The sequence below is a fragment of the Streptomyces sp. NPDC107546 genome (assembly GCF_055639175.1).
In genome coordinates this window covers 164321-184376 of the sequence record NZ_JBVKBA010000001.1, presented here as the reverse complement: position 1 = coordinate 184376, position 20056 = coordinate 164321, and the positions used below count along the sequence as shown (strand labels likewise).

At 72.1% G+C, this 20056-nt stretch carries 16 protein-coding genes; 4 read left to right on the top strand and 12 right to left on the bottom strand.

The genetic code is table 11. The features are described 5' to 3' along the window. Positions 1-154 precede the first annotated feature (154 nt). Entirely contained in the window at positions 155-772 is a 618-nt protein-coding gene (locus tag ACZ7L1_RS00795) for a hypothetical protein (RefSeq protein ID WP_471433033.1), read from the top strand. 45 nt (positions 773-817) lie between these two features. On the opposite strand, the gene ACZ7L1_RS00790 is transcribed toward ACZ7L1_RS00795, so the two are convergent. Genes ACZ7L1_RS00790 through ACZ7L1_RS00780 form a run of 3 tightly spaced genes read right to left on the bottom strand, consistent with a single transcriptional unit; the run spans position 818 to position 3221 of the window. Further along, complete coding sequence (locus ACZ7L1_RS00790; protein WP_471433032.1) at positions 818-1642, bottom strand: alpha/beta fold hydrolase; 825 nt, start codon at positions 1640-1642, stop codon at positions 818-820. 56 nt (positions 1643-1698) lie between these two features. Next, complete coding sequence (locus ACZ7L1_RS00785; RefSeq protein ID WP_471433031.1) at positions 1699-2097, bottom strand: RidA family protein; 399 nt, start codon at positions 2095-2097, stop codon at positions 1699-1701. Next, positions 2094-3221: an acyl-CoA dehydrogenase family protein gene (locus tag ACZ7L1_RS00780; RefSeq protein WP_471433030.1), complete on the bottom strand. Its 1128-nt coding sequence runs from the start codon at positions 3219-3221 to the stop codon at positions 2094-2096. Before ACZ7L1_RS00780 ends, ACZ7L1_RS00785 begins: the two co-directional genes overlap by 4 nt. Positions 3222-3356: 135 nt before the next feature. Between ACZ7L1_RS00780 and ACZ7L1_RS00775 the strand changes: the two genes are divergently transcribed. Next, the gene (locus ACZ7L1_RS00775; RefSeq protein WP_471433029.1) at positions 3357-5054 is read left to right on the top strand and encodes an AMP-binding protein; all 1698 of its coding nucleotides are present in this window, start codon (positions 3357-3359) and stop codon (positions 5052-5054) included. Between the two features lie 15 nt (positions 5055-5069). After that, entirely contained in the window at positions 5070-5903 is an 834-nt protein-coding gene (locus ACZ7L1_RS00770) for a PaaX family transcriptional regulator (RefSeq protein ID WP_471433028.1), read from the top strand. 8 nt (positions 5904-5911) lie between these two features. Here ACZ7L1_RS00770 and ACZ7L1_RS00765 read toward each other — a convergent pair whose 3' ends face one another. Together ACZ7L1_RS00765 and ACZ7L1_RS00760 are read right to left on the bottom strand one after the other, a co-directional pair. Continuing rightward, positions 5912-8203, bottom strand: coding sequence for a bifunctional salicylyl-CoA 5-hydroxylase/oxidoreductase (locus ACZ7L1_RS00765; protein WP_471433027.1), 2292 nt, complete (start codon positions 8201-8203; stop codon positions 5912-5914). Positions 8204-8205: 2 nt separating this feature from the next. Continuing rightward, positions 8206-9033: an enoyl-CoA hydratase family protein gene (locus ACZ7L1_RS00760; protein ID WP_471433026.1), complete on the bottom strand. Its 828-nt coding sequence runs from the start codon at positions 9031-9033 to the stop codon at positions 8206-8208. A gap of 304 nt (positions 9034-9337) precedes the next feature. Here ACZ7L1_RS00760 and ACZ7L1_RS00755 point away from each other — a divergent pair, with 304 nt between their 5' ends. Then, a complete protein-coding gene (locus ACZ7L1_RS00755) occupies positions 9338-9787 on the top strand; it encodes an ATP-binding protein (protein WP_471433025.1) in 450 nt (149 codons plus the stop codon). On the opposite strand, the gene ACZ7L1_RS00750 is transcribed toward ACZ7L1_RS00755, so the two are convergent. The 7 genes from ACZ7L1_RS00750 to ACZ7L1_RS00720 form a co-directional block, all read right to left on the bottom strand. Then, positions 9747-11201: an amino acid permease gene (locus tag ACZ7L1_RS00750; RefSeq protein WP_471433024.1), complete on the bottom strand. Its 1455-nt coding sequence runs from the start codon at positions 11199-11201 to the stop codon at positions 9747-9749. The two genes, ACZ7L1_RS00755 and ACZ7L1_RS00750, sit on opposite strands and share 41 nt — an antisense overlap. Before the next feature lie 206 nt (positions 11202-11407). Then, a complete protein-coding gene (argF, locus tag ACZ7L1_RS00745) occupies positions 11408-12415 on the bottom strand; it encodes an ornithine carbamoyltransferase (protein WP_471433023.1) in 1008 nt (335 codons plus the stop codon). Positions 12416-12509: 94 nt separating this feature from the next. Next, positions 12510-13739, bottom strand: a complete 1230-nt coding sequence (locus ACZ7L1_RS00740; protein ID WP_471433022.1) for an arginine deiminase — start codon at positions 13737-13739, stop codon at positions 12510-12512. A gap of 253 nt (positions 13740-13992) precedes the next feature. After that, a complete protein-coding gene (locus ACZ7L1_RS00735; protein WP_471433021.1) occupies positions 13993-16536 on the bottom strand; it encodes a polynucleotide kinase-phosphatase in 2544 nt (847 codons plus the stop codon). Then, positions 16533-18056, bottom strand: a complete 1524-nt coding sequence (locus tag ACZ7L1_RS00730; RefSeq protein WP_471433020.1) for a 3' terminal RNA ribose 2'-O-methyltransferase Hen1 — start codon at positions 18054-18056, stop codon at positions 16533-16535. Before ACZ7L1_RS00730 ends, ACZ7L1_RS00735 begins: the two co-directional genes overlap by 4 nt. Positions 18057-18158: 102 nt before the next feature. Next, entirely contained in the window at positions 18159-19082 is a 924-nt protein-coding gene (locus tag ACZ7L1_RS00725) for an LLM class F420-dependent oxidoreductase (protein ID WP_471433019.1), read from the bottom strand. A 436-nt stretch (positions 19083-19518) separates the two neighbouring features. After that, positions 19519-19995, bottom strand: coding sequence for a DUF6099 family protein (locus ACZ7L1_RS00720; protein WP_471433018.1), 477 nt, complete (start codon positions 19993-19995; stop codon positions 19519-19521). Positions 19996-20056: the final 61 nt, after the last annotated feature.

The window sequence follows — 20056 nt, the reverse complement described above, 5'->3', positions numbered from 1 at the left end:
GCCCGTGATCGTCACCCCTTCGGTGGCGAGTTCCGGCCTTGAGCCGTTCGGCTGGTTCCCGCACGGTGCGTCGAGTCCTGTGGCCTACCTGGACCTGCCCCATGCGCTACTGGGTCGCTGACGGCACCCCCTCACCCTCCAGGAGTCTTGGCGGATGAACGCAAGAACCGTTCTCAAGGCCGCCGCACGGGCCGCGGCCCGCAGCCGATGGCTGTGTGTCCCCGCCACGGCGGCGCTCGCGCTGGCGGTGCCCCCCGGCACCGCCGTGGCGGCCGAGCACCGCGCCGACGTGCCCGCGTGCCCTGTCGCGCAGTCCGCCCCGAGCACCACCGTCCAGGTCCCGGCAACGGCCGGCCCCACCTCGATCCCCGGTGCCACGGGCGTGATCGACACAGGCGTGTGCGTAAGCAGTGCCGTGAGGATCACGGCGACCGGAACGGTCGCGATCCAGCGCAACGTCACCACGACCTACAGTCCGTGGGGCGACAGCAGGCACCTCGCGGGCGCGGACTTCCCGCTGCCGGGTGTGCCGGCCTGGTCGCTGATCGCCCGGATCGGAAACGGACCGTGGCACTACATCGGGGCGGGCCCGACGACGCTGGTGGGCAGCGGGGAGCTCTACCTCGCGGTGAACGACAACTTCAACTCCGACAACAGCGGTTCGTTCAGGGCGACCATCACACCGTGCGTGTGCGGTCACCGCTTCGGGCCGGTCACCATCGCTACGGCGGGCGGCCACCCGCCGGTGTTCGGCACGCCCTGCTCCGACTGAGGCCTGGTAGGCAACACCAAGGCGTGAGGGCGTCGACACGCGCCCTCACGTCGTCTTGATGAACTCCCGCAGCACCGCCGCCAGTCGCTCCGGCTGGTCCTCGGCGATCAGGGTGCGGGAGTCCTCGACCTCCACCAGCCGGCCCTTCGGGAGCAGGTCGGCGAGGCGTCGTCCGTGTTCGCGCGGCATCATCAGGTCCTCCCTCGCCCAGACGACGAGGGCCGGCTTGTCGAACGTCCTCAAACCCTCCACGGCTTCGAGCAGTTCGGTCCTGCGGACGTGGGTGTTGTAGTGGCGGAAGTCGCGCCGGATGGCCTTGTCGGTGCGCAGCGGGCGCAGCCAGTCGTCCACGATCTCGTCCGGCACGGGGTACTTGGTGAGCGCACCGATGCCGACCGGCAGCCGGCGCAGGACTTTCCAGCCCAGGACACGGACCATGAGCAGGACACCGCCGGGGACGGCGCAGGCCAGGCCGATCATCTTTCCGGGCGCGCCCGGCGGGTAGTTGTCGAAGGCCTCGCAGGAGATGAGGACCAGGCGGGCCAGACGCTCGGGGTGCCGCGCGGCCACCGTCTGGGCGCGTCCGCAGTCGCTCTCCACCAGGGTGACGTCCCGCAGGTCGAGGCGGTCCAGGAACTCGGCGATCAGGTCGTTCACGAGGTCCGGTGTGGGCGGCCGGTGCATCGGACTGCGGTGGGCTCCGTACGGCAGGGTCGGCGCGATCACCCGGTGGTCGGCGCGCAGATCGGCCATCACCTTGCGCCAGACGGTGTGGTCGTGCACCAGGCCGTGCAGCAGGACCACGACCGGGCCGTCGCCGCCCGTGTCCTCGTAGGCGACGGGGCCTGCGGTCAGCGTGATCTCGGGCATGTGACGACTCCCCTCGACTCCCCCGAGGCACGCACAGGTTATGCCCGTGGGCAGGGCTACGGCAGCACGGCGAACCCGTCCAGTTCCACGAGCGCCTGCTCGTCCCACAGGCGTGTGATCCCCACGACGGCCATCGCGGGGTAGTCGCGGCCCGCCAGCCGGCGCCAGACGCGCCCCAGTTCGGGGGCGTGCGCGCGGTAGTCGGCCACGTCGGTGGCGTACACGGTGACGCGGGCGAGGTCGCCGGGGGTGCCGCCGGCGGCGCGCAGGGCGGTGAGCAGGTTGGCGAGGGCGTGTTCGAACTGCTCGGGAAGCGTGTCGCCGGTCACCTTGCCGTCGCCGTCGAGGGCGGTCTGGCCCGCCAGGAAGACCACGCGGGTGCCGGTGGCGACGACCGCGTGCGAGAAGCCCTTGGCCGGGGAGAGGGCGGGCGGGTTGACGCGCTCGCTGGTCACGGGGCCTCCACGGTGGCGTACAACTCCTTGGCGACGATGCCGCGTTGTACCTCGCTCGCGCCCTCGTAGATGCGCGGGGCGCGCACCTCGCGGTAGAGGTGTTCGAGGAGGTGGCCGCGACGCAGTGCGCGGGCGCCGTGCAGCTGCACGGCGGCGTCGACGACGTACTGCGCGGTCTCGGTGGCGAGCAACTTCGCCATGGCGGCCCGCATCGGGACGTCCGGGGCTCCTTCGTCGTACGCCGTCGCCGCCGAGTAGACCAGGAGACGGGCCGCCTCGGTACGCAGGGCCATCTCGGCGACCTGGTGGGAGACCGCCTGGAGGTCCTTGAGCCGACCTCCGAAGGCGTCCCGTGCGGCGGTGTGGGCGAGCGTCGCGTCGAGGGCGGCCTGTGCCATGCCGACCGCGAACGCGCCGACGCTGGGGCGGAAGAGGTTGAGGGTGCCCATGGCGACCCGGAAGCCGCGGTCCGCCTCCCCGAGCAGGTCGTCGTCGGTCACGGGCACCGCGTCGAAGGCGAGCGTGCCGATGGGGTGCGGGGAGAGCATGTCGAGGGGGGCGCCGGTCAGGCCGGGGCGGTCGGCGGGGACGAGGAACGCGGTCACCCCGCGGGCGCCCGCGCCGAGGGTGGTGCGGGCGAAGACGGTGTAGAAGTCGGCCTCCGGGGCGTTGGAGATCCAGCACTTCTGGCCGGTGAGCCGCCACCCGGAGGGGCCGTCGGCCTCGGTCGCGAGGGACAGCGCCGCCGCGTCCGACCCCGCGTCCGGCTCGGTCAGCGCGAAGGCGGCGACCGTGGTGCCGGCCCGGACGCCGGGCAGCCAGCGGGCGCGCTGGGCCGGTGTCCCGTAGGCGTGCACGGGGTGGGCGCCCAGCCCTTGCAGGGCGAGGGCCGTCTCCGCCTCGGTGCAGGCGTACGCCAGGGACTCCCGCATCAGGCACAGTTCCAGCGCCCCGGAAATGAACAGCCGGTCGAGCAGACCGAGTTGGCCGAGCTCGGTGACGAGGGCGCGGTTGACGCGGCCGGGTTCACCCTTCTCGGCGAGCGGACGCAGCCGTTGCTCGGCCAGGGTGCGCAGTTCCGCACGCCAGGCCAGCTGGGCGGGGTCGAGCGAGAATGCGGTCATGGCCGGTCCCCTCTCCCTGACGGCCCCTCGGGGCCGGGTGGGCTGCTCACCCGAACGTATCGCGGACCGTTGACTGTCGTCACCAACACGATACGCTCGATGCGCGAGCCCACCACGACAAGGGGGCCAGACGCCATGGACCCGAGGGACGCCATCAGCGCCACGGACACAGCGAGCGCCACGGACACCGCCGGCCGCGCGTCGGCCGGGGCTCCGCCACCGGTCCCCACCGCCCACCGCGACACCTTCGCCCGTGACCATCTCCCGCCCCGCGAGCAGTGGCCCGAACTCCGCTTCGACCTGCCCGAGCTGCGCTACCCCGAACGGCTGAACGCCGCGGTCGAGCTGCTCGACCGCACCGCCCCCGACCGCCCTGCCTTCCGCACGGCGGACGGCGACGTGTGGACGTACGGACAGCTCCGCGCCCGTGTCGACCGCGTCGCGCACGCGCTCACCTCCCGCCTCGGCGTCGTCCCCGGCAACCGTGTCCTGCTGCGCGGCCCCACCACACCCTGGCTCGCCGCCTGCTGGCTCGCGGTCCTGAGGGCGGGCGCGATCGCGGTCACCGTGCTCGCCCAGCAGCGCCCGCACGAGCTGCGCACGATGTGCGACATCGCCCGGGTCGGCCACGCCCTGTGCGACGTCCGCGTGCTGGACGACCTGGTGAAGGCCGATGTCCCCGGGCTGCGCATCACCCCGTACGGCGGAGACGCCCCCGACGACCTGCTGCGTCTGCCGGTGCCCGAGGAGCCGTACGCGCCGGTGGACACGGCGGCCGACGACGTGGCGCTGATCGCCTTCACCTCCGGCACCACGGGCCGCCCGAAGGGATGCATGCACTTCCACCGCGACGTGCTCGCCATCGCGGACACCTTCTCGAGGCACGTCCTGCGTCCGCGTCCCGACGACGTCTTCGCGGGCAGTCCGCCGCTCGGCTTCACCTTCGGGCTCGGCGGACTCGTCGTCTTCCCGCTGCGGGCCGGCGCCAGTTCCCTGCTGCTCGAACAGGCGGGCCCCGGAGCGCTGTTGCCCGCGATCGCCGAGCACCGGGTCTCGGTGCTGTTCACCGCGCCGACCGCCTACCGGGCGATGCTCGAGGAGCTGGACGCGTACGACACGACCTCGCTGCGGCGCTGTGTGTCGGCCGGCGAGAACCTTCCCGAGGCCACCTGGCGGGCCTGGCACGAGCGCACCGGTGTGCGCATCGTCAACGGCATCGGCGCCACCGAGCTGCTGCACATCTTCATCTCGGCCGCGGACGACCGGATCCGGCCGGGAACCACGGGGGTTCCGGTCCCGGGGTGGCACGCGCGGGTGCAGGACGCGAACGGCGTACCCGTACCGGACGGCGAGCCCGGGCTGCTCGCGGTGCGCGGACCGGTCGGCTGCCGCTATCTCGCCGATCCACGGCAGCGGGAGTACGTCCGAGGCGGCTGGAACATCACCGGCGACACCTACGTCCGCGAGCCCGACGGCTACTTCCGCTATGTGGCCCGCGCCGACGACATGATCATCTCCGCCGGGTACAACATCGCCGGGCCCGAGGTCGAGGACGCCCTGATGCGCCATCCGGACGTGGTCGAGACGGCGGTCGTCGGGCGGCCCGACGAGGTGCGCGGGCAGATCGTGGTTGCGTACGCGGTCCTCAGGGAGGGCGCGCGAAGCGACCCGGTTGCGCTGCGCGCCTTCCTGACGTCGGAGCTGGCGCCGTACAAGTGCCCGCGTGAGTTCGTCTTCCTCAACGCGCTGCCGCGCACGGCGACGGGCAAGCTCCAGCGGTTCCGGCTGCGGGCGGACGCCGACCCGGTGCCCGTGCGAGGTGATCATGAGTGACGCCGACGATCTAAAGTGATCAACGTGTCCGATCAGCACGCTCAGCACGCCCCGAGGTCCCTCATCGTCACGTTCTACGGCGCCTACGGCCGCTTCACCCCCGGCCCGGTCCCCGTGGCCGAGCTGATCCGGCTGCTCGCCGCGGTCGGCGTGGACGCGCCCTCCGTACGGTCGTCGGTGTCGCGGCTGAAGCGGCGCGGACTGCTCGTGCCGGAGCGCACGGCGACGGGCGCGGCCGGGTACGCGCTGTCGCCGGACGCACGGCAGCTGCTGGAGGACGGCGACCGCCGGGTGTACGCGACGGCGCCCCCGAAGGACGAGGGCTGGGTGCTGGCCGTGTTCTCCGTGCCGGAGTCGGAGCGGCAGAAGCGGCACCTGCTGCGCTCCCGGCTGGCGGGGCTCGGTTTCGGCACCGCGGCCCCCGGGGTGTGGATCGCCCCCGCACGCCTGTACGAGGAAAGTCGGCACACTCTGGAGCGGCTGCACCTGGACGCGTACGTGGACTTCTTCCGCGGGGACCACCTCGGCTTCGCGCCGACCGCGGAGGCGGTGGGGCGCTGGTGGGACCTGGCCGCGATCGCCAAGCAGCACGAGGCGTTCCTCGACCGCCACGCGCGCGTGCTGCGCGACTGGGAGTCCCGCGAGGACACGCCGGCCGAGGAGGCGTACCGCGACTATCTGCTCGCCCTGGACTCCTGGCGCCATCTGCCCTACGCCGACCCGGGGCTGCCGGCCGGCCTGCTGCCCGCGAACTGGCCGGGCGCCCGCTCGGCGGCGGTCTTCCGGGCGCTGCACGAGCGGCTGCGGGACGCGGGGGCTGCGTTCGCGGGCGTGCCGGATCTGCCGTAGGTCTTCTTTCAACCCCCCAATGTCAGGCGGGGTTTGGGGGCGTCCGTGCGGCCGGTGTTGGGGCGCCTGCTGCCCGCCCGGTAGGGCGCGGGCCACACCGCACCCTGCCCGCTGTAGCCCTGTTCGGCCGCCGCGTGCAGGGTCCAGTGCGGGTCGTACAGGTGCGGCCGGGCGAGGGCGCACAGGTCGGTGCGCCCGGCCAGGATCAGCGAGTTGACGTCGTCCCAGGAGGAGATGGCGCCCACCGCGATCACCGCAATGCCCGTCTCGTGGCGGATCCGGTCGGCGTACGGCGTCTGGTACGAGCGCCCGAACGCCGGCTTCTCCTCCGCCACCACCTGCCCGGTGGACACGTCGATGGCGTCGGCGCCGTGCGCGGCGAACGCGCGGGCGATCTCGACGGCCTCCTCGGCCGTGGTGCCGCCCTCTGCCCAGTCGGTCGCGGAGATCCGCACGGTCATCGGCCGCTCCTCGGGCCACACCGCGCGCACGGCGTCGAAGACCTCGAGCGGGAAGCGGAGCCGCCCGGCGAGCGAGCCGCCGTAGGCGTCGGTGCGGTGGTTGGTGAGCGGTGAGAGGAAGCCGGAGAGCAGGTAGCCGTGGGCGCAGTGGAGTTCCAGGAGGTCGAAGCCGACGCGGGCGGCGCGGGCGGCGGCGGAGGTGAACTGCTCGCGGATGTCGGTCAGTTGGGCGCGGGATAGCTCGCGAGGCGTCTGGCCGCCCGGTTTGTACGGGATCGGCGAGGCGGCCACGAGCGGCCAGTCGCCCTCCTGAAGCGGCTCGTCCATGCCCTCCCACATCAGCTTGGTGGAGCCCTTGCGGCCGGAGTGCCCGAGCTGCACCCCGATCGCGGTGCCCGGCGCCTGACTGTGCACGAAGTCGGTGACGCGCCGCCACGCCTCGGCCTGACGTCCGGTGTAGAGGCCGGCGCAGCCCGGGGTGATGCGGCCCTCGGGGCTCACGCACACCATCTCGGTCATCACCAGCCCGGCGCCGCCGAGCGCCCGTGCGCCCAGGTGGACGAGGTGGAAGTCGCCGGGGACGCCGTCCACGGCCGAGTACATGTCCATCGGCGAGACCACTACCCGGTTGCGCAGGGTCAGGCCGCGCAGTCGGAAGGGGGTGAACATCGGGGGTGTGCCGGGCGGGCAGCCGAAGTCTCGCTCCACCGCCTCGGTGAAGCGGGGGTCGCGCAGCCGCAGGTTGTCGTGGGTGACGCGGCGGCTGCGGGTGAGCAGGTTGAAGGCGAACTGGCGGGGCGGCTGGCCGAGGTACAGCCTCAGCTTCTCGAACCACTCCAGGCTGGCGCGGGCCGCGCGCTGGGTGGAGGCGACCACCGGGCGCCGCTCCTCCTCGTAGGCGGCCAGGGCCTCGGGCAGCGAGGTGTGCTCCTCCAGGCAGGCGACCAGGGCGAGCGCGTCCTCCACCGCGAGTTTCGTACCGGAGCCGATGGAGAAGTGCGCGGTGTGCGCGGCGTCGCCGAGCAGGACCAGGTTGCCGTGGGACCAGTGCTCGGTGACGACCGTGCGGAAGGTGGTCCAGGTGGAGTTGTTGGAGCGCAGCGGCCGTCCGCGCAGGGCGTCGGCGAAGATCTTGGCGCAGCGCTCGATGGTCTCGGCGGTGTCGAGTTCGGCGAACCCGGCCGCGTGCCACACCTCCTCGCGCATCTCCACGATGACGGTCGATGCGTCCGCGCTATAGGGATAGCCGTGCAGTTGCATCACGCCGTGCTCCGTCTCGGCGATCTCGAAGCGGAAGGCGTCGAAGGCGAAGTCGGCGGCGAGCCAGATGTACCGGCAGCGGTGCTGCTCGATCGAGGGCCGGAACACCTCGGCGTACTCCTCGCGGGTGCCGCTGTGCACTCCGTCGGCGGCGATGACGAGGTCGTACGCCTCCGAGAGCCGGGCCGGGTGCGGGGCCCCGGCGCAAAAGCGCAGGTCGACGCCGAGTGAGCGGCAGCGCTCGTGCAGGATCTGAAGGAGCCGCCGCCTGCCGAGCGCGGAGAAGCCGTGGCCGCCGGAGGTGTGTCGCACGCCCCGGTGCACGATGTCGATGTCGTCCCACCGCACGAACTCGTCCTTCAGCGCGGCGTACACGACGGGGTCGGCGTGCTCGATGCCGCCGAGGGTCTCGTCGGACAGGACGACACCGAACCCGAACGTGTCGTCGGGGGCGTTCCGCTCCCAGACGGTGACCTCGCGGGCCGGGTCGAGCCGCTTGAGCAGGGCGGCGGCGTAGAGCCCGCCGGGGCCGCCGCCGATGACGGCGACGCGCAGCGGCCGCCCTCCGGTGCCGGTCATGGTCACCTCCCCTGCCACTTCGGCGCCCGTTTCTCGGAGAAGGCCGCGTGGAACTCCGCGTAGTCCTCGCTGTTCATCAGCAGGGCCTGGGTCGCCGCGTCCAGTTCCACCGATGCCGCGAGCGGCATGTCGAGTTCGGCGGTGAGGAGGGCCTTGGTCTGGGCGTACGCCAGCGCCGGGCCGTCGGCCAGGCGGCGGGCCAGCGACTTTGCCGCCTCGTCGGCGCCGCCATCCTCCGTCAGCTCGCTGATCAGGCCGATCCGCTCGGCCTCGGTCGCCCGCACCGGCTCGCCCAGCATGAGCAGCCGGGTCGCGTGGCCGAGCCCGACCACCCGGGGCAGCAGATACGCGGCTCCCATGTCACCGCCGGAGAGCCCGACCCTGGTGAAGAGGAACTGGAAGCGCGCGGTGGGGTCCGCCACGCGGAAGTCCGCGGCCAGGGCCAGGACGGCGCCCGCACCCGCGGCCACCCCGTGCACCGCAGCGATCACCGGGAACGGGCACTCCCGCAGGGCCCGTACGACCTGCCCGGTCATCCGGTTGAAGTCCAGCAACCGGGCGGTGTCCATGGACAGCGTGGCGCCGATGATCTCGTCCACGTCTCCGCCCGAGCAGAAGCCGCGCCCCTCTCCGCCCAGGACCAGGGCGCGCACGGACTTCTCCCGGGACAGTTCGGCGAGCAGGTCCCGCAGGTCGGCGTAGGCGCCGAAGGTGAGCGCGTTGATCTTTCCGGGGCGGGCCAGGGTGACCGTGGCGACCCCGTTGTCGTGGACGCACCGCACATGGCGCCAGTCGGAGGTGCGGGCGGCGGAGCCGGTGAAGGGACTCATGACGGGCGGCCTCCTCGGACGGGGGCGGCGGTCCTCGCTGCTGCTCGGCCCCACGAAGTTATCACCAATCTGTGACTGTCGTCATGAGTGCGCGATACGACTGGTGCTACGGCGGAGAGACCGCCCGGGCTGTCACACCTTCTCGACAGGCCGGTAACGGCAGGCCCGGGGGTGCGCGACGGGCCGTCGGTACGGGTAAGCAGCCCGGTACCGGGGCCGACGACGCCCCCGGCGAAACCCGCCGACCGCCCCCCGAGGGGCGCGCCGTACGATGCCCTTTGTTGAAAGCAGGACCGCCTGCGCCATGAACGGACCCGCCTTGTACGAATCCCCCGCACTCGCCTGCTGGCGCATCGCCCTGCCGCACACCACCGCCGCCGTGCCCGTCGCCCGGGCGCTGGTCCGTACGGCACTGGCGGAGCTGGAGCACGCGGCCGACAGCGACACCGCGGAGCTGCTGACCGCGGAGCTGGTCGCGAACGCCGTGGAGCACACCGCGGGGGACGGGCCGATCGAGCTGGTCGTGGAGCTGCTGCCGACCGGCTGCACGGTGGAGGTGCACGACCCGGACCCGGCGCCGCCCGGCCACCTCACCCACCCGCTCCCGGTGGCCCCCGACCCCTGGCAGGAGCACGGCCGGGGGCTGCTGCTGATCCGCGCGCTCAGCTCGTCCTGCGGGCACCGCCCCACCGAGTCCGGCAAGGCGGTGTGGTTCAGACTGCCTGCGGTTCCCGCTCAGCGGCGTCCGCTGTGACGGCCCCGGCCGTGAGCCGGGAGTGCCGGCGCCCGTAGAGCGCGTACACGAGGGACCCGACCACGAGGAACACCGCGAACTGCGCCCAGGTCGCCCAGCCCGTCTCGTACATCAGGTACAGGCAGAAGCCGACGCCGAGCAGCGGCATCACCGGGTAGAGCGGCACGCGGAAGCTGCGGGCGAGGCCCGGTTCACGGCGGCGCAGCGCGATCACGGCCACATTGACCACCGCCATCGTGGCGAGCGTGCCGATGGTGCACAGGTTGACCACCGAGTCCAGCGAGGCGAAGGCCGCCGGGATCGCGAAGACGATCGCCACGATCAGGGTGCCGCCGACCGGCGTCGAGGTCCTCGGCGAGACCCGTTCGAACACCCGCGGGATGAGTCCGTCGCGCGCCATGGACATGAGGATGCGGGTCTGGCCGTACATCACGGCGAGCACGACCGAGGCGATGGCGACGACCGCGCCGAAGGCGATGACACCGCCGCCGACCGTGGAGCCGGTGACCTGGTTGACGACGTACGACAGCGCGGCGGGCCGACCGCCGACCGCGGGCCCGCCGATGGCGCCGATCGCGGCGAGCGCGACCGCGCAGTACAGCACGGTGACCAGTCCGATGCAGACCAGGATCGCGACGGGGACGTCGCGCCGCGGGTTGCGGGCCTCCTCACCGGCGGTGGTGATCGCGTCGAAGCCGATGTACGAGAAGAAGGCGGCCGTGGTGCCCGCGCCGATGCCGCCGAGGCCGGCCGGCGCGAACGGCGTCAGGTTGCCGTGCTTGAAGGCGGTGAACCCGATGGCGCAGAAGGCGACCAGGATCGCCAGCTTGAGGACGGCCATGGCGGCGGTGGCCCGGGCGCTCTCGCGCACCCCGCGCACGAGGAGGACTGAGGCCAGGGCGATGACGATCACGGCCGGCAGGTTGACGATCCCGCCGTCGCCCGGCCCGGCGGAGAGCGCGGCGGGCAGCTGCCATCCGGTGAGGCTGTGCAGCAGCTCGTTGACGTACTGGCTCCAGCCGACCGCGACGGCCGACACGGACACGCCGTACTCCAGGAGCAGGCACCAGCCGACGAGGAAGGCCGTCCCTTCGCCGAGCCCGGCGTAGGCGAAGGAGTACGACGACCCGGAGACCGGGATCGCGCCGCCCAGCTCGGCGAAGGCGAACGCGGTGAAAACGCAGGTCAGGGCGGCGAGCACAAAGGAGACGACGACGCCGGGCCCGGCCTGGGCGACCGAGTCGGACAGTCCGACGAAGATGCCGGTGCCGACGATCGCGCCGACGCCGAAGCACACGAGCTGGAACAGGCCCATGTGGCGCTTGAGGCCGTGCCCGGAGAGATCGGCGCCGGCCTCGGCGACGAGCAGCCGCGGGGACTTGATGCGGAACGGGTTGGCAGGACTGCCGGGCATACGGGTGGTGCTCTTTTCAGTGGTGGGGTGCGGCCGAGTGGGCCGCTCGACGGACACGGAAGGGGTGGTTCCGGTTCCGCCGGGGATCGTACGGGAGGATGTGGGGCTTGCGCTGTGGTCGTCGTCGCAGCCGCTACGGCCGTCGTCGCAGCCCCTCGGGCCAAGGCCCCGGTCAGGCCACGGCCCTGGTCAGGCCACGGCCCTGGTCAGGCGAGGGTCGCGACCAGGACCGCCTTGATGGTGTGCATCCGGTTCTCCGCCTCGTCGAAGACGACGGAGTGCCCGGACTCGAAGACCTCGTCGGTGACCTCCAGCTCGGTCAGCCCGTGCCGCTCGTGGATCTCGCGGCCCACGGCGGTGCCGAGGTCGTGGAAGGCCGGCAGACAGTGCAGGAACCTCACCTGGTCGTTGCCGGTGGCGCGCAGCACGTCCATGGTCACCGCGTACGGGCCGAGGAGGGCGATGCGCTCGCCCCAGACCTCCTTGGGCTCACCCATCGACACCCACACGTCCGTGGCGACGAAGTCGGCGCCGCTGACTCCCTCCTTCACGTCCTCGGTGAGCGTGATCCGGGCGCCGGAGTCCTCGGCGAGCCGCTGGGCCGCATCGACGACGGTCTGCTCCGGCCACAGCACCCGGGGCCCGACGATGCGGACGTCCATCCCGAGCAGGGCGCCGGTGACCAGGTAGGAGTTGCCCATGTTGTTGCGGGCGTCGCCCAGGTAGGCGAGGGCGATCTCCGTCAGCGGCTTGTCACAGTGCTCGGTCATGGTGAGCACGTCGGCGAGCATCTGCGTGGGGTGCCACTCGTCGGTGAGGCCGTTGTAGACGGGGATCCCGGCATGCGCGGCCAGTTCCTCGACGATGTCCTGACCGTGCCCGCGGTACTCGATGGCGTCGAACATCCGGCCGAGCACGCGGGCGGTGTCCTTGACGGACTCCTTGTGCCCGATCTGGGAGCCTGCGGGGTCCAGGTAGGTGGTGTGGGCGCCCTGGTCGGCGGCGGCCACCTCGAACGCGCAGCGCGTACGCGTCGAGGTCTTCTCGAAGACGAGCGCGATGTTCTTCCCCGTCAGGTACCGCGTCTCGGTCCCGGCCTTCTTGGCCGCCTTCAGCTCGGCGGCCAGCTGGATCAGACCACGGAACTCCTCGGCGGTGAAGTCCAGCTCCTTGAGGAAGTGGCGTCCGGCGAGGGCGGTCGGAACTGTCGCCATGGGGGCGCTCCAGAAGTACGAGGGGACGGGACGAACACGGGAACGAATGGAAGTCTATACGACGCCCCACATTTCTATACGGCGCCTGACCCTTTCACGCCCCCACGCGGTCCCTCTCCACCGGACAGCTCATGCACCGGGGCCCACCCCGTCCCCTCCCCAGCTCACTCCCCGGAATCTCGATCACTTCGATGCCCCGCTTGCGAAGATGCGTGTTGGTGGTGGAGTTCCGCTCATAGGCGATGACGACCCCCGGCTCCACCGCCAGGACGTTGCACCCGTCGTCCCACTGCTCCCGCTCGGCCGCGTGCACGTCCTGCGTGGCGGTCAGCACCCGGATCTCGCTGAGCCCCAGCGCGGCGGCGATCGCCCGGTGCATGTGCTCCGGCGGATGATCGGTGACCTTCAGCTCCTTGTCCCCGGCGCCGGGTTCGATCGTGTAGGAGCGGAGCATGCCGAGCCCCGCGTACTGGGTGAACGTATCGCCGTCGACCATGGTCATCACCGTGTCGAGGTGCATGAACGCACGGCTCTTCGGCAGGTCGAGCGCGACGATGGTCCGGGCCGACCCGGCGGCGAAGAGCTTGGTCGCGAGCATCTCGACGGCCTGGGGCGTGGTCCGTTCGCTCATGCCGATGAGCACCGCGCCGTTTCCGATGACGAGCACGTCGCCGCCCTCGATGGTGGACGGGTAGTCGGACTGGCCCTCGGACCAGAGGTGGAAGTCCTCGTCGCGGAAGAGCGGGTGGTGCCGGTAGATCGCCTCGAAGTGGACGGTCTCGCGCTGACGCGCGGGCCAGCGCATGGCGTTGATGGAGACCCCGTCGTAGATCCAGGCGGAGGTGTCGCGCGTGAACAGGTGACTGGGGAGGGGCCACAGGAGGAAGTCGTCGAGTTCCATCACATGGAACCGCACGGAGGTCGGCTCCGGGTGGGCGTCGAGGAACTCCCGCTTGGTCATGCCGCCGACGAGGGCCTCGGCGAGCTCCGCGGAGGGCAGGGCGTCGAAAGTGGCCCGGAGGTGGTCGGTGGCGAGCGGACCGTACTCCTTCTCGTCGAAGACCCGGTCCAGGACCAGGTACCGGGCCGCCGGGATGTCGAGGGCCTCGGTGAGCAGGTCGCCGAAGAGATGGACGGTCACCCCGCGGTCGCGCAGCACGTCGGCGAACCCGTCGTGCTCCGCGCGCGCCCGGCGCACCCACAGCACGTCGTCGAAGAGGAGCGCGTCCTTGTTGCTCGGGGTGAGCCTTTTGAGCTCGAGATCGGGCCGGTGCAGAATGACGCGCCGCAGCCGCCCGGCCTCGGAATCGACGTGGAATCCCATGCCTCCATCCTGACCATTCGGGCACGCGTTCACCCCTCGTTCGCGCCGAATCGGACAGATACCGCTTCCGCTCGACCGTTCGTGGTCCGGGGCCGGCCGCGCGGCGGCCACGGGGCATGGCGGCGGCCGCCGACCGGCGCCGACTGCCTGCGCACGAGTACGGCGACCACGCTTCAGGTGCCGTCGGCCGGAACGCACACTTCGCGCGACGGGGCCGGGACGGTGCCCCGGCCCCCACGGCGGCGCGGTCGAGTCACAGGCGGGGATCCACCGGTTCCGACTCCAGGGCCAGCACCGCGAACACCGCCTCGTGCACCCGCCACAGCGGTTCGCCCTCCGCCAGGCGGTCCAGGGCCTCGAGGCCCAGGGCGTACTCGCGGATCGCCAGGGAGCGCTTGTGGTTCAGGAACCTCTGGCGGAGCCGGGCGAGGTTGTCCGAGCGCGTGTACTCCGGCCCGTAGATGATCCTGAGGTACTCGCGGCCACGGCACTTGATGCCCGGCTGCACCAGGCGGCCGGCCGTGCTGCGGACCAGCGCCTGAACCGGCTTGACGACCATGCCCTCGCCGCCCCGGCCGGTCAGTTCCAGCCACCAGTCGACCCCGGCCCGCACCGACTCCGGGTCGCCGGTGTCGACGTACAGACGGCGGGTGGTCTGCAGCAGGTCGGTTCCCTCGTGCTCGACCATGCGGTCGATCAGCGCCAGCTGCTCGTCGTGCGGCACGGCCGCGAGGCTGCTGCCCTGCACCGCCAGCAGCTGGAACGGGGCCAGCCGGACGCCCTCAAGACCGTCCGTCGACCAGCAGTAGCGACGGTAGGCCGCCGTGAAGGCTGCCGCATCGGCAGCACGTTCCCGCTGTCGGGCCAGCAGGTCGGCGACGTCGACGCCCCGGGCCGCCGCGCCCTCCAGCGCGGCCAGCGCGCCCGGGAACGCGGCACCGGACGCGGCGCCCACCGCCGCGTACTGACCGCGCAGCAGCCCCGACGCCTTGAGCGACCACGGCATCAGCTCCGCGTCCAGCAGCAGCCAGTCCGTCTCGAGCTCCTCCCACAGGCCCGCGCCGCCGATCGCCGTGCGCAGCCGGCCGAGGATCTCCTCCGTCACCGACTCGTCGTCGAAGAACGGGCGGCCCGTGCGCGTACAGAGCGAACCCGTCGGGCCGTCGACTCCGAAGCGCTTCCGGGCCGCCTCCGCGTCCCGGCACACCAGAGCCACCGCCCGCGAACCCATGTGCTTCTCCTCGCACACGACCCGCGCGACACCGTCCTCCCGGTACTGCGCGAAAGCCTCCTCCGGGTGTTCCAGGTAGCCCTCGACACGCGAGGTGGCCGTGGGCGCCATGGTCGGCGGCAGGTACGGCAGCAGCCGGGGGTCCACCGCGAAGCGGCTCATGACCTCCAGGGCCGCCGCCGCGTTCTCCTCACGGACCGAGACCCGGCCCGCGTGCCGGGTCTCCACCACCCTGCGGCCGTGGACGTCCGCCAGGTCCAGCGGACGGCCCTCGTGGCCGCCGGGCGCCTCGGTGGCCAGCGGCCGGGCCGGCTCGTACCAGACCCGCTCCGCCGGTACGTCGACCAGCTCCCGCTCCGGCCAGCGCAGCGCGGTCAGCCTCCCGCCGAAGACGGCACCGGTGTCCAGGCAGATCGTGTTGTTGAGCCAGGTGGCCTGCGGAACCGGGGTGTGACCGTAGACGACCGCCGCCCGGCCCCGGTAGTCCTCCGCCCACGGGTAGCGCACCGGCAGCCCGAACTCGTCCGTCTCGCCCGTGGTGTCGCCGTACAGCGCGTGCGAGCGGACCCGGCCGGAGGTGCGGCCGTGGTACTTCTCGGGCAGGCCGGCGTGGCAGACGACCAGCCTGCCCCCGTCGAGGACGTAGTGGCTGACCAGTCCGTCGATGAACTCCCGTACCTGCTGCTTGAACTCCTCGCTCTCGTCCTCCATCTGCGCGATGGTCTCGGCGAGTCCGTGGGTGTGCTGAACGCCCCGACCCTTGAGGTACCGGCCGTACTTGTTCTCGTGGTTGCCCGGCACGCACAGCGCGTCGCCCGACTCCACCATCGACATCACCCGGCGCAGCACGCCCGGGCTGTCCGGGCCGCGGTCCACCAGGTCGCCGACGAAGACCGCCGTACGGCCCTCGGGGTGCACGCCGTCGACGTAGCCCAGCCTGCCGAGCAACGCCTCCAGTTCCGCGGAGCAGCCGTGGACGTCGCCGATGATGTCGAAGGGACCCGTGAGGTGGGTCAGGTCGTTGAAGCGCTTCTCGGTGACGACGGTCGCGTTCTCGACCTCCTCCACGCCCCGCAGGACGTGCACCTTGCGGAAGCCCTCACGCTCCAGGTGCCTGAGCGAACGGCGCAGTTCGCGGGTGTGGCGCTGGATGACCCGGCGGGGCATGTCCGCCCGGTCGCTGCGGACCGCGTTGCGCTCGGCGCACACCTCCTCCGGTACGTCCAGCACGATCGCGATGGGCAGGACGTCGTACTGCTTGGCCAGGTCGATCAGCTGACGGCGCGCGTCCTGCTGCACGCTCGTCGCGTCCACGACGGTGCGGCGACCGGCAGCGAGGCGCTTGCCGGCGATGTAGTGCAGGACGTCGAAGGCGTCCCGCGTGGCGCTCTGGTCGTTCTCGTCGTCGGACACCAGGCCGCGGCAGAAGTCCGAGGAGACGACCTCGGTCGGCTTGAAGTGCCTGCGGGCGAAGGTCGACTTGCCCGATCCGGAGGCGCCGATCAGCACCACGAGGGAGAGGTCGGTGACGGGCAGGGTGCGCCCCTTGGTCTCGGTCACGGTCATGCCGCCTTCCCCTCCTTCGCGGTGGTCGTGGTCGCCGTGGTGGTCAGGGTGAACACGGCCATCTGCGTGGGCGGCCCCACCTCGGGGTCGTCGGGGCCCACGGGCCGGAACCCGACGGTGTATCCGTGCCGCTCGGCGACCCGGACCGCCCAGGCGCGGAACTCCTCCCGCGTCCACTCGAAGCGGTGGTCGCCGTGCCGTACGTGGCCGGCCGGCAGGCTCTCCCAGCGCACGTTGTACTCGACGTTCGGTGTCGTCACGAGGACCGTGCGCGGGCGGGCCGCGCCGAACACCGCGTACTCCAGGGCGGACAGCCGGGGCAGGTCGACGTGCTCGATCACCTCGCTCAGCACGGCGGCGTCGTAGCCCTTGAGCCGGCGGTCGGTGTACGCGAGCGAGCTCTGCAAGAGCTTGACGCGGGACGCCTGCCGCTCCCCCATGCGGTCCAGTTTCAGCCGCCGGGAGGCAATGGTGAGCGCTCGCATCGAGACGTCGACACCGACGATCTCCGTGAACCGCGCGTCCTTCAGCAGTGCCTGCACCAACTGGCCCTGCCCACAGCCGAGGTCCAGGACCCGGGCGGCGGCGGACTCCTCCAGCGCCGCGACGACGGCCTCCCTGCGCTGCACGGCGAGCGGAACCGGCTTCTCCTGCGTCCCGGTCTCCCCCTCGACCACGTCGTCGGCCTCCTCGACCGCGCCATCGGCCTCCAGGACCGCGTTGTCGATCTCCTCCACCTCGCTGTCGTCCGCCTCCGCGAGCCGCACCAGCTCCAGCCGCTCCATTGCCTGCCGGGTCAGAGACCAGCGGCGCGCCAGGTAGCGGCTGGTGATCAGCTTCTGCTCCGGGTGGTCGGGCAGCCAGCCCTCACCCGCCCGCAGCAGCTTGTCGACCTCCTCGGAGGAGACCCAGTAGTGCTTGGCGTCGTCGAGGACGGGCAGCAGCACGTACAGGTGGCGCAGGGCCTGCGCCAGCCTCAGGGCGTCGGACTCGAGAACGAGACGCACATAGCGGGAGTCGCCCCACTCCGGGAACTCGGCGTCCAGCGCGACCGGTTCGGCGGCGACCGCCCACCCCAAGGGCTCGAACAGCCGCTCTACGAGAGCCGGTCCGCCGCGGGCCGGCAGCGCGGGTATCTCGATGCGCAACGGCAGCGGCTGCTCGGCGCGCCCCGGCAGGGCCTTGCACACGCCCCTCATCGCGGTGGAGAACACATTGCTCAGCGCCACGGCGAGCAGGGAGGACGCCGCGTAGGGGCGGTCGTTGACGTACTGCGCGAGCGCCGCGTCGGGCGCGCCACCGCGGCCCTTGCCCTTGCCCCTGCGCACCAGCGCCACCGCATCGACCTCCAGCAGCAGCGCGGCCGTGCACCGCTCAGCGTCCGCCTCAGGGTAGAGGACGTGCGCCGTGCCGTAGGAGGTGGAGAACGCCTGCGCGGTGTCGGGGTGCTTGTGCAGCAGGAAGCCGAGGTCGGTCGCGGGGCGTTCGGGCGTGCCGGTGGTGCTGATGGTCAGGAACATGCCCTGAGTCTCCCGGTCGCGGGACACCGGGGACCACCGGATTTCGAACCGGGCGCCCCACCCCGAGGGGCGGGGCGCACACGTCTTCGAGGGCCGTCCGGGCTACCTCAGCTGGGACTGGACCCGGGAGGAGATCAGCTCCAGGTGGTCCAGATCGTCCAGGTCGAGGATCTGGAGGTAGACACGCTGGGCGCCGATCTCCGCATACCGGCCGATCTTGTCGACGACCTCGGCCGGGGTGCCGGCCAGGCCGTTGGCCTTCAGCTCGTCGACCTCGCGGCCGATCGCGGCGGCACGGCGCGCGACCTCCTGGTCGTCCTTGCCGACGCAGACCACGAGTGCCGTCGAGTACGTCAGGGCGTTCGGGCCCCGTCCGGCCTCCTCCGCGGCGGCCCGGACCCGGCCGAACTGACGCTCGCTGTCCTCGATCGACCCGAACGGGATATTGAACTCGTCGGCGTACCGGGCGGCGAGCCGTGGGGTGCGGGTGGCGCCGTGGCCGCCGATGAGCACCGGGATGCTGTCCTGGGCGGGCTTGGGCAGGGCGGGCGAGTCGGTCAGGTCGTAGTACCTCCCGTGGAAGTCGAAGGTCTCGCCGGTCTTGGTCGCCCACAGCCCGGTGACGATCTCCAGCTGCTCCTCGAGGCGGGCGAACTTCTCCGCCGGGAACGGGATGCCGTACGCCCTGTGCTCCTCTTCGAACCAACCCGCGCCCAGGCCCAGTTCGACGCGTCCGCCGGACATCTGGTCGACCTGGGCGACCTGGATGGCGAGCACGCCGGGGAGCCGGAAGGTGGCGGCGGTCATCAGCGTGCCGAGGCGGATGCGCTTGGTCTCACGGGCGAGGCCCGCCAGGGTGATCCAGGCGTCGGTGGGGCCGGGGAGGCCGTCCACGTTGCCCATCTTCAGATAGTGGTCGGAGCGGAAGAAGGCATCGAAGCCGAGGTCCTCGGTGGCCTTGGCGACGGCGAGGAGCGTGTCGTAGGTGGCGCCCTGCTGGGGCTCGGTGAAGATGCGAAGATCCATGCCTCCATCCTGCACGGTCGATCACCGGGTGCCCGAACCCTCCCGCCGCTTCCCTCCGGCCCCGGGCGGGTGAAAATCCGTCCATCCGACGGGCCGATGTACGGATGATCGGTGACCGTGTCCGGTGGTGATCGTTGCTGGTGCGGAGCCGGACCGCCCGGCACCCGTCGTCGGCGGCCGCGTCCGGGGGCGTCAGGGCCGAGGAGGTCTCATGTCCCAGCACATGTCCCAGGAAGCCGTGTCCCCCGGCGGAGTGCCGCACGAGGCTGCCTCCGGGCAGTCCGAGGGGCTGCTGGAGCGGATGGACAGGCTGATGGCGGCGCTCACCGCGGACCTGACGGAACTGGGGCGGAGCTGCGCGGGCCGAAGACCGGCGACGACGACCGAGGCTGAGCCGCCGCACTCCTGCACGGGCCGGGTCGAACGGTGCCGTCACTCAGCCCGCCGCCCGGTCCCGCTCCCGTGTCTCGCCGTCTCTCGCCGCCAGTCTGCGCAGCATCTCCTTGACCCGGTCCCTCGACTCGTCCGCCGCGTCTATCGCCTCCATGCACTGCCAGTACGTGCTCTCGTCGTCCGCCGCGCTCGCCACCGCGACGAGGGCCATGCCCAGTTCCATGAGGAGGGAGCCGAGGTCAAGGAGCGCCTTGCGGGCGTCGCCCAGCTCGGTGAGCTGGGCCGCGCGCAGGTCGGCCACGTCGACGGGCGGCGTGTCCAGCACGCCGCAGCCCCTGCCCGCCAGCTCCGTCAACCCCAGTGCCTCGCCGCGCAGTTCGGGTGGGCCGGAGACTGCCAGGCGGCTGCCGATCGCCTGTGCCAGGGCGTACGCCTGCCACGCCTCCGCCATGATCCTCGGCCCGTCCTCGCTCCCCGCCAGGGCGCGCCTGCTCACCACGATGAGCCGCACCGCATCCATGCCCTGCCCCCGCTCTGTCCGACGCGCGCTTTCGCACGTCTGCCCGAACTCCGGTCTCCAC

What these genes read in the sequence shown, in the direction of transcription:
- ACZ7L1_RS00795 (WP_471433033.1), top strand. Translation starts at nt 155, where the DNA reads ATGAACGCAAGAACCGTTCTCAAGGCCGCCGCACGGGCCGCGGCCCGC.
- ACZ7L1_RS00790 (WP_471433032.1), bottom strand. Translation starts at nt 1,642, where the DNA reads ATGCCCGAGATCACGCTGACCGCAGGCCCCGTCGCCTACGAGGACACG.
- ACZ7L1_RS00780 (WP_471433030.1), bottom strand. Translation starts at nt 3,221, where the DNA reads ATGACCGCATTCTCGCTCGACCCCGCCCAGCTGGCCTGGCGTGCGGAA.
- ACZ7L1_RS00775 (WP_471433029.1), top strand. Translation starts at nt 3,357, where the DNA reads ATGGACCCGAGGGACGCCATCAGCGCCACGGACACAGCGAGCGCCACG.
- ACZ7L1_RS00765 (WP_471433027.1), bottom strand. Translation starts at nt 8,203, where the DNA reads ATGACCGGCACCGGAGGGCGGCCGCTGCGCGTCGCCGTCATCGGCGGC.
- ACZ7L1_RS00760 (WP_471433026.1), bottom strand. Translation starts at nt 9,033, where the DNA reads ATGAGTCCCTTCACCGGCTCCGCCGCCCGCACCTCCGACTGGCGCCAT.
- ACZ7L1_RS00755 (WP_471433025.1), top strand. Translation starts at nt 9,338, where the DNA reads ATGAACGGACCCGCCTTGTACGAATCCCCCGCACTCGCCTGCTGGCGC.
- ACZ7L1_RS00750 (WP_471433024.1), bottom strand. Translation starts at nt 11,201, where the DNA reads ATGCCCGGCAGTCCTGCCAACCCGTTCCGCATCAAGTCCCCGCGGCTG.
- argF (WP_471433023.1), bottom strand. Translation starts at nt 12,415, where the DNA reads ATGGCGACAGTTCCGACCGCCCTCGCCGGACGCCACTTCCTCAAGGAG.
- ACZ7L1_RS00740 (WP_471433022.1), bottom strand. Translation starts at nt 13,739, where the DNA reads ATGGGATTCCACGTCGATTCCGAGGCCGGGCGGCTGCGGCGCGTCATT.
- ACZ7L1_RS00735 (WP_471433021.1), bottom strand. Translation starts at nt 16,536, where the DNA reads ATGACCGTGACCGAGACCAAGGGGCGCACCCTGCCCGTCACCGACCTC.
- ACZ7L1_RS00730 (WP_471433020.1), bottom strand. Translation starts at nt 18,056, where the DNA reads ATGTTCCTGACCATCAGCACCACCGGCACGCCCGAACGCCCCGCGACC.
- ACZ7L1_RS00725 (WP_471433019.1), bottom strand. Translation starts at nt 19,082, where the DNA reads ATGGATCTTCGCATCTTCACCGAGCCCCAGCAGGGCGCCACCTACGAC.
- ACZ7L1_RS00720 (WP_471433018.1), bottom strand. Translation starts at nt 19,995, where the DNA reads ATGGATGCGGTGCGGCTCATCGTGGTGAGCAGGCGCGCCCTGGCGGGG.